Source organism: Streptomyces parvulus (genome assembly GCF_014648855.1).
GTDB lineage: Bacteria > Actinomycetota > Actinomycetes > Streptomycetales > Streptomycetaceae > Streptomyces > Streptomyces parvulus.
Genome location: NZ_BMRX01000019.1, coordinates 21,663 through 35,646, shown reverse-complemented (window position 1 = coordinate 35,646; position 13,984 = coordinate 21,663). Strand labels below are relative to the sequence as shown.

General features: G+C 73.6%; 16 protein-coding genes. 5 read left to right on the top strand and 11 right to left on the bottom strand.

All coding sequences use genetic code 11. The features are described from left to right. Positions 1-3: 3 nt before the first annotated feature. A complete protein-coding gene (locus IE108_RS30585; RefSeq protein WP_064726337.1) occupies positions 4-693 on the bottom strand; it encodes a response regulator in 690 nt (229 codons plus the stop codon). A 113-nt stretch (positions 694-806) separates the two neighbouring features. Between IE108_RS30585 and IE108_RS30580 the strand changes: the two genes are divergently transcribed. After that, positions 807-1,721, top strand: a complete 915-nt coding sequence (locus tag IE108_RS30580) for a DUF3152 domain-containing protein (protein ID WP_079163801.1) — start codon at positions 807-809, stop codon at positions 1,719-1,721. A gap of 24 nt (positions 1,722-1,745) precedes the next feature. On the opposite strand, the gene IE108_RS30575 is transcribed toward IE108_RS30580, so the two are convergent. The 6 genes from IE108_RS30575 to IE108_RS30550 form a co-directional block, all read right to left on the bottom strand. Continuing rightward, positions 1,746-1,955 carry a hypothetical protein gene (locus IE108_RS30575; protein ID WP_064726338.1) on the bottom strand — a complete coding sequence of 70 codons (210 nt, stop codon included), beginning with the start codon at positions 1,953-1,955 and terminating at the stop codon, positions 1,746-1,748. Between the two features lie 63 nt (positions 1,956-2,018). Then, positions 2,019-3,032, bottom strand: coding sequence for a TerC family protein (locus tag IE108_RS30570; protein ID WP_064726339.1), 1,014 nt, complete (start codon positions 3,030-3,032; stop codon positions 2,019-2,021). 28 nt (positions 3,033-3,060) lie between these two features. Then, positions 3,061-4,107, bottom strand: a complete 1,047-nt coding sequence (locus IE108_RS30565; protein WP_064726340.1) for an SPFH domain-containing protein — start codon at positions 4,105-4,107, stop codon at positions 3,061-3,063. 2 nt (positions 4,108-4,109) lie between these two features. Then, a complete protein-coding gene (locus IE108_RS30560) occupies positions 4,110-4,541 on the bottom strand; it encodes an NfeD family protein (protein ID WP_064726341.1) in 432 nt (143 codons plus the stop codon). Between the two features lie 132 nt (positions 4,542-4,673). Then, positions 4,674-5,810, bottom strand: a complete 1,137-nt coding sequence (locus tag IE108_RS30555; RefSeq protein WP_064726342.1) for a winged helix DNA-binding domain-containing protein — start codon at positions 5,808-5,810, stop codon at positions 4,674-4,676. A gap of 70 nt (positions 5,811-5,880) precedes the next feature. Continuing rightward, on the bottom strand, positions 5,881-7,020 hold the full coding sequence (locus tag IE108_RS30550) for an FAD-dependent oxidoreductase (RefSeq protein ID WP_064726343.1): 1,140 nt from the start codon (positions 7,018-7,020) through the stop codon (positions 5,881-5,883). A gap of 165 nt (positions 7,021-7,185) precedes the next feature. On the opposite strand from IE108_RS30550, the gene IE108_RS30545 reads away from it, so the two are divergent. Together IE108_RS30545 and IE108_RS30540 are read left to right on the top strand one after the other, a co-directional pair. Then, positions 7,186-7,914, top strand: a complete 729-nt coding sequence (locus IE108_RS30545; protein ID WP_064726344.1) for a TetR/AcrR family transcriptional regulator — start codon at positions 7,186-7,188, stop codon at positions 7,912-7,914. Continuing rightward, a complete protein-coding gene (locus tag IE108_RS30540; protein ID WP_064726345.1) occupies positions 7,911-8,765 on the top strand; it encodes an alpha/beta fold hydrolase in 855 nt (284 codons plus the stop codon). Before IE108_RS30545 ends, IE108_RS30540 begins: the two co-directional genes overlap by 4 nt. On the opposite strand, the gene IE108_RS30535 is transcribed toward IE108_RS30540, so the two are convergent. From IE108_RS30535 to IE108_RS30525, 3 genes are all read right to left on the bottom strand, one after another. After that, entirely contained in the window at positions 8,762-9,340 is a 579-nt protein-coding gene (locus IE108_RS30535) for a dihydrofolate reductase family protein (protein ID WP_064726346.1), read from the bottom strand. The two genes, IE108_RS30540 and IE108_RS30535, sit on opposite strands and share 4 nt — an antisense overlap. Before the next feature lie 95 nt (positions 9,341-9,435). Further along, a complete protein-coding gene (locus IE108_RS30530) occupies positions 9,436-9,867 on the bottom strand; it encodes a cupin domain-containing protein (protein WP_064726347.1) in 432 nt (143 codons plus the stop codon). Next, positions 9,864-11,351, bottom strand: a complete 1,488-nt coding sequence (locus tag IE108_RS30525) for an MFS transporter (protein ID WP_079163402.1) — start codon at positions 11,349-11,351, stop codon at positions 9,864-9,866. Before IE108_RS30525 ends, IE108_RS30530 begins: the two co-directional genes overlap by 4 nt. 68 nt (positions 11,352-11,419) lie before the next feature. Here IE108_RS30525 and IE108_RS30520 point away from each other — a divergent pair, with 68 nt between their 5' ends. After that, positions 11,420-12,088, top strand: a complete 669-nt coding sequence (locus IE108_RS30520; RefSeq protein WP_064726348.1) for a TetR/AcrR family transcriptional regulator — start codon at positions 11,420-11,422, stop codon at positions 12,086-12,088. 211 nt (positions 12,089-12,299) lie between these two features. After that, entirely contained in the window at positions 12,300-12,800 is a 501-nt protein-coding gene (locus IE108_RS30515) for a GNAT family N-acetyltransferase (RefSeq protein WP_064726349.1), read from the top strand. A gap of 63 nt (positions 12,801-12,863) precedes the next feature. Here IE108_RS30515 and IE108_RS30510 read toward each other — a convergent pair whose 3' ends face one another. Beyond that, positions 12,864-13,793, bottom strand: a complete 930-nt coding sequence (locus IE108_RS30510; protein WP_064726350.1) for a Vgb family protein — start codon at positions 13,791-13,793, stop codon at positions 12,864-12,866. Positions 13,794-13,984 lie beyond the last annotated feature (191 nt).

Sequence of the window (13,984 nt, the reverse complement as noted above, 5' to 3'; positions counted from 1 at the left end):
GTCTCACCGGGTCCCGAACCGGTAGCCGAAGCCGCGGACGGTGTGCACGTGGCGCGGGCTGCCCGCGGGCTCGCCGATCTTGGCCCGCAGCCGCTTGACGCAGGCGTCCACGAGCCGGGCGTCCCCGTGGTAGCTGTGCTCCCACACGGCCTCCAGGAGCTGCTGACGGCTGAACACCTGGCCCGCCGACGCGGACAGCGTGAGCAGCAGCCGCAGTTCGGAGGGGCCGAGGGCGACGGGCCGCCCCTGGTGGGTGACGGTCAGTCCGGCCCGGTCGATGGCCAGGTCGCCGTAGTGCTCGGTGCGCGGTGTACCCGGGTCGGCGGGCGGTCCGCCGGCCCGGCGCAGCACCGCGCGGATGCGGGCGTCCAGGACGCGGGCGCGGACGGGCTTGACCACGTAGTCGTCGGCTCCGGCCTCCAGGCCGACGACGATGTCGGTGTCGTCGCCGCGGGCCGTGGCCATGATGATCGGCACCTGGTCGTGGGCGCGGGCGCGGCGGCACACCTCCAGGCCGGACATGCCGGGCAGCATCAGGTCGAGTACGACGGCCTCGGGCCGGAAGGACCGCAGCAGTTCCAGGCCCTCCTCACCGGTCGCGGCGGCGCGGACCTCGTGTCCCTGCCGGCGCAGGGCGAGGAGCAGGCCGTCGCGGACGGCGCGGTCGTCTTCGATGATCAGGACCCGGGGCATGGGTCTCAGTATGCGTATGGACGGACCGGAGCCCCCGCGCGGGTGAGGGCTGTTACACAGCGGTCCAACAGCGGTCCCCGGGGGATCACACCGCCGCGCCACGCTTTGTGATCATGAACGAGCGCAGATCGAGACCCTCGCCGTCCGCCGGAACGGACCGCCGGCGCCGCCGTGTTGCCCGCGGTGGTGGCGCCCGCCGCCGACGGGGGGCCCGGTGGCGCCCCCTGTCGGCGGGGCTGGCGGCCGGCGCGGTGCTGGTGCTCGTCGGCGGCCTGGCCCTGCGGGAGGGCGGCGACCCCGCCGGCCGGGCCGCGGAGGCCGCCGGCTCCTCTGCGTCCCCCACCCCGTCCGCGTCGCCGTCGCCGCCCTCCGCGGCGCCGTCCGCGCGGCCCGCACCGCGCGAAACCGCCGGGACGCAGGGCGCGGAAGCGAGGACGAAGGGCGCCGGCCACGGATCGATTCCCTCGTCCGGCCCGGGCACGTTCACGACGGCGGGCGGCGGCGGTGATCGGGTCGGCGGGAGCGGGCGGACGCTGACATACGTGGTGCAGGTCGAGGACGGCATCGGGATCCCCGCCGGGGAGGTCGCCGCCGAGGTGGAGCGGATCCTCGCCGACGAGCGGGGCTGGACGGCGGACGGGAACGTGGGGTTCCGGCGGGTGGCGGGCGGCGCGTCCGACTTCCGGGTGCGGCTCGCCACGGCGGGCACGGTGGACGCGGTGTGCGGCCGGTACGGGCTGGACACCGGCGGCGAGGTCAACTGCAACGTGGGACAGGACGTGATGGTCAACCTCAAGAGGTGGCTGCTGGCCACGGAGTACTACGCGGACGACGTGACGTCGTACCGGGCGCTGATCGTCAACCACGAGGTGGGGCACTTCCTGGGCCACGGCCACGAGGGATGTCCCGGGGCGGGGCGTCCGGCACCGGTGATGATGCAGCAGATCAAGGGGCTGCACGGCTGCCGCACCAACGTCTGGCCGTACGACGCCGAGGGCAGGCCGGTCACGGGGCCCGCCGTCGGCTGAGCACCGGGCACGGACCGCCGGGGCTCAGCGTTCCCGGCCGGACGCGGGCGTGCCGCAGTCGGGGTTCCGGCAGGTGCCGGGGCCCCAGACCGGGACGTAGATCCCGAGGGTCTTGTGCCGGGTGATCTCCGCCGGAACGGTGTGGCCGCAGGTGGGGCAGATGTCCTCGCGCTGCGAGTCGGACTGCCGTGGTGCGGTGTGCGTCGGCTTCGTCTGCCGCGTGTGACTGCTCATGGCTCTCACGTCCACGCCGAGAAGGAGGTTTGGGGTGTTTCAAGGCTTGAGAGGACTTTACCCCTATTTTACGTTCTTATGTTCGGGTGCGCTGAGGGCTTCGCCGCCGGAACCGCCGGAACCGCCGCCTCCCCCGTCCTCCGGGTCCGGTGGCCGCCGGAGGCTGAGGATCACGGAGGCCGCGAGGACCACGACGATGACCGCCAGGCTCACCGGCGAGGGGATCTCCGGCACCGAGGGGCTGACGATCTTGTGGGTGGCCTGGAGGATGAGCTTGACGCCGATGAACCCGAGGATGATCGCCAGACCCTTGCTCAGGTAGTGGAAGCGGTCGAGCAGCCCGGAGAGCATGAAGTACAGCGCCCGCAGGCCGAGGATGGCGAAGGCGTTGCTGGTGTAGACGATGAAGGTGTCGTCGCTGACCGCGAGCACGGCCGGCACGCTGTCCACGGCGAAGATCAGGTCCGCCGCCTCGATCGCGGCGACGACGGCGAGCAGCGGCGTGGCCACGTGCTTGCCGGCCTCCTTCACGAAGAACTTGGGGCCGGCGTAGGTGTCCCGGACCGGGACGACCTTCCGCAGCAGCCGGACGGCGAGGCTGCGGCCCGGGTCGAAGCTCTCCTCCTCGCCCTTGAGGATCTTGTAGACGCTGTAGAAGAGGATGGCCGCGAAGGCGAAGAGCACGGCGGTGAAGCGGTTGACCACGGCCACTCCGGCGGCCAGGAAGATGCCGCGGAACACGAGGGCGCCGATGACGCCGAAGAAGAGCACGCGGTGCTGGTAGGCCCGGGGCACCTTGAAGTAGGCGAAGATCAGCGCGAAGACGAAGAGGTTGTCGACGGACAGGCTCTTCTCCAGCAGCCACGCGGTGGTGTACTCCGTGCCCGCGGTCGGGCCGAGGACGAGGAAGACGACGCCGCCGAAGACGAGCGCCAGGCCCACCCACAGGCCGCTCCACGCGGCCGCCTCCTTGAATCCGATGACGTGTGCGCCGCGGTGCGCGAGGAGGTCGACGGTGAGCGAGACGACGACGGTGGCGGCGAAGGCGATCCAGAGCCAGAAGGGCACATCGAACATGGGGGCCTCGCAGGGACGGGCGGGGTTCTCATCGGTCCTCGGGCACGGGGGTGGGACGCAGCGGCTCGGAGGTCACCCGGTCGGCCCGGGCGGCGTCGGCGAGGGCCTCGGCGGCGGCCTCCGCGGCCTGCGCGGTGTCGCTGGCGGCCTGGTCGGCCCCGTCGTCCCGCCGGTTGTCGCGGGTCGCGGGTGACTGGGGCAGCGATTCGGTGAAGGCGCGGGAGACGCCCTGGAGCGCGGAGGTGACCTCGCCGGGGATCACCCAGAAGGTACTGCCCTCACCCTGGGCGAGTTGCGGCAGCACCTGGAGGTACTGATAGGCGAGCAGCTTGGGGTCGGGGTCGTTGCGGTGCACGGCCTGGAAGACCTCGTCGATGGCCCGCGACTGGCCCTCGGCCTTGAGGATCTCGGCGGTGCGGTTGCCCTCCGCGCGCAGCACGGCGGCCTGCTTGTCGCCCTCGGCGGTGAGGATCTGCGACTGGCGCTGGCCCTCGGCGCCGAGGATCGCGGCCCGCTTGTCGCGCTCGGCGCGCATCTGCTTCTGCATCGCGTCCTTGATGGACTGCGGCGGGTCGATGGCCTTGATCTCCACCCGGTTCACGCGCAGCCCCCACTTGCCGGTGGCCTCGTCCAGGACGCCGCGGAGCTGGCTGTTGATGGTGTCGCGGGAGGTGAGGGTCTTCTCCAGGTCCATGGAGCCCACGACATTGCGCAGGGTGGTGACGGTGAGCTGCTCGACCGCCTGGAGGAAATTCGCTATCTCGTAGAAGGCAGCGCGCGGATCGGTCACCTGGAAATACAGCACGGTGTCGATCTCGACGACGAGATTGTCCTCGGTGATGACCGGCTGCGGTTTGAAGGAGACGACCTGTTCCCGGAGATCGATCACCGGATAGACGCGGTCGATGTAGGGGATGACCAGGTTCAGTCCGGGTTTCAGCGTGCGGTGGTAGCGGCCGAGTCGTTCGACATTGCGGGCGCGGGCCTGGGGGACGATGCGAACCGCCCGCACGACGGTGAATACCGCGAGCAGCGCGACGATCACACCGGCGATGAGAAACGCCGAGACTTCCATGGTCACTCCCGGGGGTGGACGAATGCGGTACTGCCGCTGATCTCCAGGACGTCGACGGTCGCTCCCCGCGGAATGACCAGCGTCTCGTCGTAGGAACGGGCGCTCCACTCCTCCCCGCCGATGCGCACCCGGCCCTCCCGTCCCGTGACCTCGGAGACGACGTAGGCGGCCCTGCCGACCAGCGCCTCCACTCCGAATCTGGCGGTCTGCGGCTGCAGGAGGTGGCGCACGGCGACCGGCCGGACGAAAAGGAGCGAGACCGCCGAGACGACGGTGAACAGAAGGAACTGGAAAGGCGCTGAAAGGCCGGCCGCCGCCGATGCCGCCGTGATCAGAGCGGCGACACCCAGCATTCCGAGCGCGGCGGTGAGGGTGAAGATCTCCGCCACGATCAGGACCGCCGAAACGATCAACCAGATCAACCACGGATCCATGGCGACCCCTCCCGGGCAATGGGAAAAGAGCGCTCTGCCGATCAAGCAATGACCGAGTAATGATCAAGGCACCACAACGGCGCCTTTGATTTAACTTTACCTGCTTCCCGTGATTGCCCGGCGGGCCCGTGATCAGCCCTTCACGGTCAGGTTCTCGACGCCCGGGAGACCCTTGTCCCACCAGTGCCCATAACGCCGGTAGACCGCCGGATCGCGGTCGGCGAGCAGCGCCGCCAGCCTTTCCGCCTCCTCGGTCACGGCGCGCCGGGCGGACGGTCCGAGCGGCTGGAAGGCGGTCAGTTCCACGCCGCCCTCGACGGTGCGCCACACCCCGGCGACCCGGCCGTCGACGAGCAGGCAGGGCAGCACGTCGCCGTTGCGGCGGACGACCGCCGGCCGGTACTCGGCGGGCAGGAACCGGCCCGGCACCACGTGGGCCAGCAGGGTGCTGTCCCACATCGGCAGCAGACGGGGCGGGGCCTCGGTGTCCTCGGCCGGGACGGTGGCGTCGGCGAGGTCGAACAGGGCGGCGCGTCCCCGGCCCGCGACCGGCACCACCCGGTCGCCGAGTTCCCGCAGCGCGTCGTCGACGGCGCCGCGCGTCAGGAGCGTGAAGCGGGCGAAGTCCTGGGCCGTGGCGGGGCCGAAGGCGCGGAGGTAGGAGAGCAGCAGCCCGCGCACTCCGGCCGCCGCCTCCGGACGGCTCCCGGCGTCCGGCGGGGCGGCGAGGTAGGCGTTGCGGGCGGTGAACGACCAGGGGCCGCCGGTCGGCCCGTGGTGCACCGGGGCGTACGTGCGCAGCGCCCACCACACGCGGTGGGCGTGCTCGCCGAACCGGGCGGTGAGCTCCTTCTCCATCTCGGCGCCGGTGCGCGGCCGGTCGAGGATCGCGGGGAGTTCCGCCAGGACGGCGTCGGCGTCGGCGGGGGTCAGTCGCGTCGAGGTGTAGCGGCGGTCGTAGAGCCGCGAGGCGCGCAGGGTGCTCAGCATGGCGGCGTGGAACGCGGCGTAGTCCTCGGCGTGCACGGCGTGCAGGGTGATCCGCATCAGGCTCGCCTTGACGACCCGGCGCTCCGCGAACGCGGCGTCGAGGTCCTCGGGCGCGAAGTCCCGCACGCGGTTCCACAGCGCCAGGTACGGCGACGCCGGTGACTGCGCCTGGAGTGCGCAGACCCGGCGGACCGCCTCGGCCACGTCCAGGCGCTCGCGTTCGAGCAGGAGCTGCCGTTGGAGGGTGGCGAGGGCGAGGCGTCGCGGGGTGAGGGTCACGCACGGATTATGCCGCCCGGCCCGTCGGCGGGGAGTCCTTCTCCTCCCCCGGCGCACATCCGGCGGAGCCTCAGACAGCGGTGGCCTCGCCGCCGGTGAACATGCCGATCAGACCGTGGGGCGCGTCGGTGCCGAACATCAGCTCCTGGAGCCGTGCGGCGTCGTCCGCCTCGGCCGCGGCGCGGGCGAACATGTCCCGTTCGTACGCGGTGAGGGCCGCCTCGACGTCACCGGGGTGCGCGGCGAGGGCGCCCGCGAGTTCGGCACCGTCGTACATGGCCAGGTTGGCGCCCTCGCCGGACGGCGGCATCAGGTGGGCCGCGTCGCCCAGCAGGGTCACTCCCGGCACCCGCTCCCAGCGGTGGGCCGGGGGCAGGGTGTGGATCGGACGCAGGACCGGTGCGCCGTCGGCGTCGGTGACCAGCGCGGTCAGTTCCGGCGCCCAGCCCTCGAACTCGCCCGCGATCCGCGCGGCGCCCGCCGGGCCGGCGAGATCGACGCCCTCGAACCACTCCGGCGGCCTGCGCAGGGCGGCGTAGGCGTGCAGGATGCCGCCCGCCTCGCGGTGGGCCTGGATGCCCTTGCCGGGCGCGAGGGCGTACATGGCGCCGCCCCCGACCGCCTTCGCGGTGTCCGGGTGCCGTTCGTCCGCGTCGTGCAGCCAGGTCTCGACGAAGGACAGGCCGGTGTACTCGGGGGTCGCCCCGGAGAGCAGCGGCCGGACCCGGGACCAGGCGCCGTCCGCGCCGACCAGCAGGTCGGTGACGACGTTGTCGCCGTCGGCGAACGCGACCTCGTGGCGGCCGCTGCCGAGGGCGTGGACGCCGGTGACCTTGCGCCCCCACCTGACGGTGCCGGCGGGGAGCGAGTCGAGGAGCAGGCGGCGCAGTTCGCCGCGCATCACCTCGGGGCGGCCGCCGGTGCCGTCGTCGGACTCCTCGAAGAGGACGGTGCCGTCGGGTGCGAGCGCCCGGGCCGCCTGGCGGCCCTCCAGGACGAGGCCGTGGAACTCCTCGGTCAGGCCGGCCGCGTCCAGTGCGGGCCGGCCGTTGTCCTCGTGGATGTCGAGCATCCCGCCCTGCGCGCGGGCCGAGGCGGAGGCCTCCGCCTCGTAGACGGTGGCGGGGATGCCGTGGACGTGCAGGACGCGGGCGAGTGTGAGGCCGCCGAGTCCGGCGCCGACGATCGTGACGTGCGTGTTCGTGGTCATGGGGTTCCTCCCTGGTCGCGGGATCCGGGCCGGGACCTGGTCCCGGCCCGCCGGGCGGGGCCCGGCACGGCGCTCCTGGAACGGCGTTCCAGCAACTCCAGGGTGGAACGCCGTTCCATCCCCTGTCAAGCTGGAACGGTGTTCCAGCGGGGCTAGGATGGAGGCATGGCAACCAGGTCGCGGCGCCCGGATCGGCGCCAGGAACCCCTCTCCCGGGAGCGCATCGTCGAGGCCGCCGTGGAGCTCCTCGACTCGGTGGGCGAGAGCGGTCTCACCTTCCGCGCGCTCGCCGACCGACTCGCGACCGGTCCCGGGGCGATCTACTGGCACATCGCGGGGAAGGCGGAGCTGCTCACCGCCGCCACCGACGCGGTCGTCGCCGCCGCGGTCCGGCCGGCCGAGCCCGGCGGGGCGCCGGGGGACGGTGTCCGCACCGTCGCGCTCGGCCTGTTCGACGCGGTCGAGGAGCATCCGTGGCTGGCCGCGCAGCTGGCGGCGCAGCTCTCCCGCAGCCCCTGGGGCACCGTGGCGCCGCGGATCTTCGAGAGCATCGGCCGGGAGGTCCGCGCCCTGGGCGTGCCCGAGGCCGGATGGTTCACGGCGACGTCCGCCCTGATGCACTACATCCTCGGCGCCGCCGGCCAGAACGCCGCGAACACGGCGAGCGCCGCGGCCCCCGGGGCCGGCATGGACCGGGCGGAGTTCCTGGACGCCGTATCGACGGCCTGGGAGGGGCTGGACCCCGACGCCTACCCCTTCACCCGGGCCGTCGCGGAGCAGGTGCGCGGGCACGACGACCGGGAGCAGTTCCTCGACGGGATCGCCCTCGTCCTCGCGGGTATCGCCGCGCTCCACCCGCCGGTGGCCCAGCAGGCGGTTACCGTGGTGCGATGAACACCGTCAAGGTCAACGGAGTGTCCCTGGGCGTCGAGTCGTTCGGGCCCGAGGACGCGCCGCTCGTGCTGCTCGCGGGCGGGACGACCATGCTGTCCTGGCCCGACGCGCTCTGCGAGCGCCTGGCCGCCGGCGGGCGGCGCGTGGTGCGCTACGACCTGCGCGACAGCGGCGAGTCCACGACCGAGGACCCGGAGGCGCCCGCCTACACGCTGCGCGACCTCGCCCGCGACGCGGCGGCGCTCGCGCACGCGCTCACGGACGCTCCCGCGCACCTCGCGGGAATCGGCGTCGGCGGGATGGTCGCCCAGGTGGCCGCCCTGGACCACCCGGAGGTCTTCTCCGCGCTCACTCTGGCCGGCACCCGCGCGGTCGCCCCCGGACCGGTCGACGACGACCTCCCCGACCACGACCCGGCGACGATGGGCCGGCTGTTCGCGCATCCCATGCCCGACTGGACCGACCGGGCGGCGGTGGCGGACTTCGCCGCCGCCGGTGCGGAGATCCTCGGCGACGACCCCGACACCGCCCGCGCGACCGCCGGCCGCGTGTGGGACCGCACGCCCGGCACCGCGCCGCCCGTGCAGCTCGCCAACCAGCTCGGCATGGTCTTCTCGGCGCTCGACTGCGCGCCCCGCTGGCGCGAGCGCCTGCCGGAGATCGCGCTCCCCACCCTCGTCGTCCACGGCCGCCGCGACCCGTTCTTCCCCGTCGGGAACGCCGAGGCCGTCGCCCGCGAGATCCCCGGCGCCCGGCTGCTCGTCCTGGAGGACGCCTCGACCGCGATCCCCGGCGCGGCGGCCGGGGAGGTCGCGGGGGCGATGCTCGCTCTCGGGCCGGGCCGTTCCTAGTCGCCCGTGCCGGGCGGCCCGTCGAGAACCCGGGGCACGTAGTCCAGCAGCTGGATGCCGCCGTCGAACGTGCGGTGTTCGACCATGTCCAGGGCCAGGTCGGGGTAGCCGTCGAAGATGCGGTCCCGTCCCGTGGCGCCGGTGACGACCGGGAAGACGACCACGCGGAAGCGGTCGACCACGCCGCCCGCGATGAGGGAACGGCACAGGCTGACGCTCCCGAGGGTGCGCAGCGGGCTTTCGTCCCGCCGCTTCATCTCCCGCACGGCCGCGACGGGCTCCTCCCGGTTCACCTCCGAGTGCGACCAGGACAGCGGCTCCTCCAGGGTCGAGGAGAACACCACCTTCGGGGACGCGGCCAGCAGCGCCATGCCCGGGTCGTCGGGCATCTGCTCGGCGAAGCCCGACATGAGCCGGTACGTCTTGGCACCCATGAGGGTCGTGTACGCGTTCCGCGAGTCCTCCTCCAGCCAGGCGAGGTACTCCGGTCCCTCCATGCCCCAGAAGCCGGGCCACCCTTCCGCGGCACCGTAGCCGTCGAGCGAGACGATGAAGTCCACCATGAGGCTTGACATGGGCTCTTCCTCCTTGCCGAGCGTGTACGTAGAGGGAAGACCCGCGGCGGGGCGAGAAGTCATCGGCGCCGACACCGCGAACGTGCGCCGCGCGTTCAGCGCAGCGTCGCGCCCTCGTCCGGGGCCGTGCGCCTCTCCAGCCGGGTGCCGGCCCGCAGGGTGATGGACATCAGGTCGCTGGGGGCGTCCAGTTCGAGGCGGTGTCTGCGCCCACGGGGGACGATCACGGCGGTACCCGGCCGCAGCAGGACGGTGTCCTCCGGTCCGCCCGGCCGGACGGACCCGAGGTGGAGGCGGACACCACCGGTCAGGCAGCACACCGCCTCGTCCGCCTCCGGGTGGGTCTCCCAGTGGTCGGCGTGCACGTCGGCGTCGCTCTCCGCGTGGAATGCCGCGACCTGCCAGGCGTCGGACGCGCCGTCCGCCATCCGTCGTTCACCGGCCCGGACGACGCCGCCGGGACCGACGTGCAGGGCCGAGGCGAACAGGTCGACGAGGCCGAGGGGCGAGGGGGGCGTCGTGGTCATGAGGGGGTTCCTTCCAGTTCGTCGTCGGTCCGGTGCTCGTCCGGGTCCTTCGCGGTGCCGCCCGTCTCCTTAGGCGCGGGTGGCCGGCCGGTATCTCCGGCGCGGCGGCCCGGCAGGACGCCGACGGCCACGACGGCCGCCAGCACGAAGAGGGCCGCGGCGACGGCGAGGCCGAGGGCGTAGCCGGCGTTGAGCGCCGCCGGTCCGGTCGCCGTGCCGGTGCGGTGCTGGGCGAGGGTGGCGAGGACGGCCAGGCCGACGCAGCCGCCGAGCTGGCGGGAGCTGTTCATGAGTCCGGAGGCCATGCCTGCCTCGTGCGGTGCGACGCCCGTGGTCGCGGCGGCGACGGTCGGGGCGATGACCAGGCCCACGCCGAGGCCGGTGACGAGGCAGGGGCCGAGCACGTCGGTGACGAAGCCGCCGTCGGGACTGATGAAGGCGAACCAGGCCAGGCCGGCGGCGGCCAGCAGGGCGCCGGGCACCAGGGCGGTCCGAGGGGTGTGCGCCGAAGTGATCCTGGTCGCCGCGAGGGTGCCCGCGACCAGGCTCACGGAGAAGGGCAGGAACGCGGCACCGGTGGCCGCGGCGCCCATGCCCAGGACCTGCTGCATGTACAGGGAGACGTAGTAGAACGCCGCGAACTGCCCGGCCGTGGAGAAGAAGACCAGCACGTTGGCACCGGCGACCCAGCGGCCGCGCAGCAGACCGAGGCGGAGCAGCGGCGCCGCCGTCCGGCGTTCGGCGGCGACGAAGCCGGCCAGGAGGGCCGCCCCGGCCGCGAGCATCGCCCAGGTGCCGGCGGCTCCCCAGCCCGCGGACTCGGTGCGGACGACGCCGAGCACCAGCAGCCCCACGCCGCCGGTCGCGAGGACGGCGCCGAGCACGTCGAGCCGGTCGCGCCGGGCCGGCCGCCGGTCGACGGGGACACCGGCGGGGACCAGCGCGAGCGCGAGCGCCACGATCGGCAGGTTGACCAGCATGACCCAGCGCCAGCCGGCGTACTCGGTGAGCAAGCCGCCCGCCAGCACGCCCAGCGCGCCGCCCGCGGCGTTCACCCCGCTCCACACCCCGAGCGCACGCACCCGCCGCGGGCCCTCGGTGAACGTGGTGGTCAGCATCGCCAGGGCGGCGGGAGCGGCCGCGGCAGCGCCCAGCCCTTGACCGGCGCGCGCGGCGATCAACTGCCAGGGCTCCTGGGCGAGTCCGCCCGCCAGGGAGCAGAGCCCGAAGACCGTCAGGCCCAGTACGAACAGCCGGCGCCGGCCGAACAGGTCGGCGGCACGGCCGCCCAGCAGCAGGCATCCGCCGAGCGTCAGCGCGTAGGCGTGCACCACCCAGGACAGCCCCAGGGGCGAGAACCCCAGGGCGGTGCGCAGGGCGGGCAGCGCGACGTTGACCACCGACAGGTCCAGGGCGATCGCGAACTGGGCCACGGCGACCGCCGCAAGGATCACCCCGGGACGCCCTCGCGAGTTTCTATACATGTAAGAAAAGTACCCCGGACGTCCGTCCCTGTCGACCGCCGGATACCGGGCCGGGGGATGATGAGGGCATGCCGCAACCGCCCGCTCCGCGCAAAACCCCAGGCCGTCCCCCTCGCATCTCCCGGGAGGAGGTCGTCGGCACGGCCCGCCGGATCGTGGACAGCGAGGGCGTGGCCCGGTTGACCATGCGCCGGCTGGCCGCCGAGATCGGCAGTACGCCGATGGCGCTGTACCACCACGTCCGCAACAAGGAAGAGCTGCTCGTCCTGCTCCTGGACGACTACGCGGCGCGGACGCTGCACCGGCCCGGGCTGCCCGCCGAGCCCCGCGAGCGGGTCGTCGTCTGCGCCGCCGCGATCCACGAGGCGCTCGCCGCCTGCCCCTGGATCGTGGAGGTGCTGACCGCCGACGACCTGCTGTCCACGTCCGCGCTGTGGTTCGTCGAGCAGATCGTCGACGGCCTGGTCGCCTGCGGTCTGCCGCCCGAGCGGGCCGTACACGGGTACCGGGCGATCTGGTACTACACGGCCGGCGAGATCGTGGTCCGGACGACCGCCGGCCGCAGGCGCGCGGACGACGGCCGGCCGACGTACCGGGAGCAGGTCTTCGACGGCCTCGACGGGGACGAGCTTCCCCGCCTGGCCCAGGTCGCCGGCCGCTGGCAGGAGCTGACCGCCGAGGACACGTACCTGCACGGACTGCGGGCGCTGGTGGACGGTCTGCTGACGCCCCGTTGAACCCCTCCCGCCGGCGGCTGCCCGAGCCGCCGCGAATTCCGTTGCCCACGGCACGCGGCCCCGCTACCGTCACACGGTCGCGCACGACACGTACTCCCCGGATGAGGAGGTTGATGAATATGGCCGCCGTCGGCCCTCATCGGCATGCCCTCATCCGGCCCGCGCCACGGCAGAGCGCGGTCCGGTCGCTCACGACCACCAGGAGAGACACGTGTCCTCTTCAGCTCCCTCCGCCCACGCGGAACTGATCACCCCACGCCTGGTCCTGCGCCCCTGGACCGGGTCCGAGACGGCGGCGGTCCTCGGCGGCACCCGCCGGCCCCGCTGGGCGGACGACTTCCCCGCCGAGGGCGACCGCGTGATCGCGGGCCTCCTCGGCGAACGCCCCGAATGGTTCGGCGCCTACGGCCACCGCCTGGTCGTCGAACGCGACGGCGGCACACTGGTGGGCTCCATCGGCCTGTTCTGGCCCCCGGCCGACGGCGCCCTGGAGATCGGCTACGGCATCGTGGCCTCCCGCCGCGGCCGGGGCTACGCCACCGAGGCGACGGCGGCGCTGGCGTCCTTCGCGCTCTCGGCGCCGGGCGTCCGCACCGTCACCGCCGGCGTCGAACTGTCCAACCCGGCCTCGGTCCGGGTCCTGGAGAAGGCCGGGTTCCACCGGTACCTCGTCGAGGGGAACACGGCCCGCTACGGCCGCCCGGCGAGCTGATCCCGCGGGGCCCCGGAACCGCCGGTTCCGGGGCCCCGCCGCGAGGATCCCGAGCCGCTGGTCTCAGCCCACCGTCAGACGCGCGACCGCCCCGTTCTCCAGGGCGGTCCAGATCGCGCCGTCCGGGCCCTGGGCGATGCCGTGGGGTTCCGAGGACGGGGTGGGGAGCGGGTGTTCCTCGATGCGGCCGTCGGGGGTGATGCGGCCGACCCGGTTGGCGCCCCACTCGGTGAACCAGCAGGCCCCGTCGGTGGCGGCGGTGATGGCGTGGGGGCGCGACTCCGGGTCGGGCAGGGCGAACTCGTCGAGCGTGCCGTCCGGCGTGATCCGCCCGATCCGGCCGGCGCCGATCTCGACGAACCACAGGGCGCCGTCCGCCCCGGCCGTGATGCCGACGGGCGCCGCGCCCGGCGTCGGCAGCGGATGGACGACGACGGAGCCGTCGAGGCCGACGGAGCCGATCGCGTTCGCCTGGTTCATGGTGAACCACAGCCGGCCGTCCGGACCTGGTGCGATGCCCGACGGGAAGGCGCCCGGCGCGGGGAGCGGGAACTCGGATATCCGGCCGTCGACCGAGATCCGGCCGACGCGGTCGGCGCCCGCCTCCGTGAACCACAGCGCGTCGTCCGGCCCCGCCGTGATCCCGAACGGGCCGGCGTCCGGCGTGGGCAGGGCGTACGAGGTGACGTCCCCGGCGGTCGTGATGCGGCCGACGCGGTGGCCGCGGAACTCCGTGAACCACAGTGCGCCGTCGGGCCCGGCCGTGATGGTCGACGGTCCGCCGCAGGCCTGCTCCAGCGGGTAGGAACCGACCGCGCCGTCGGGGGCCACGCGGCCGATGCGCCCGTGGTGCACCAGCGTGAACCACAGGGCGCCGTCGGGTCCGGCGGCGATCCCGTAAGGGCCCGCCTCCGGGCCGGAGACGGTGAACTCCTCGATCGAGACGCTCGGGCGGGACACGACGGGCGGCTTCCCTTCACGGGTCGGCGGCATGGGTCCGTTCGCGGATGCTAGCCGTGCCGGGGTTCGCGGCGCCTGCGAATATCGCGGTCACCCGATCCCCACCCTCACCTCACGGGGCGGCGGGCATGCACGGCGTCGGACTGGGCAGACGCAGAGCCGTCGGCGTCGGCCGGCGGCTCAGGGGCGGGTTCACCGGGAACTGTCGCTTCCCCTTGCGCGCT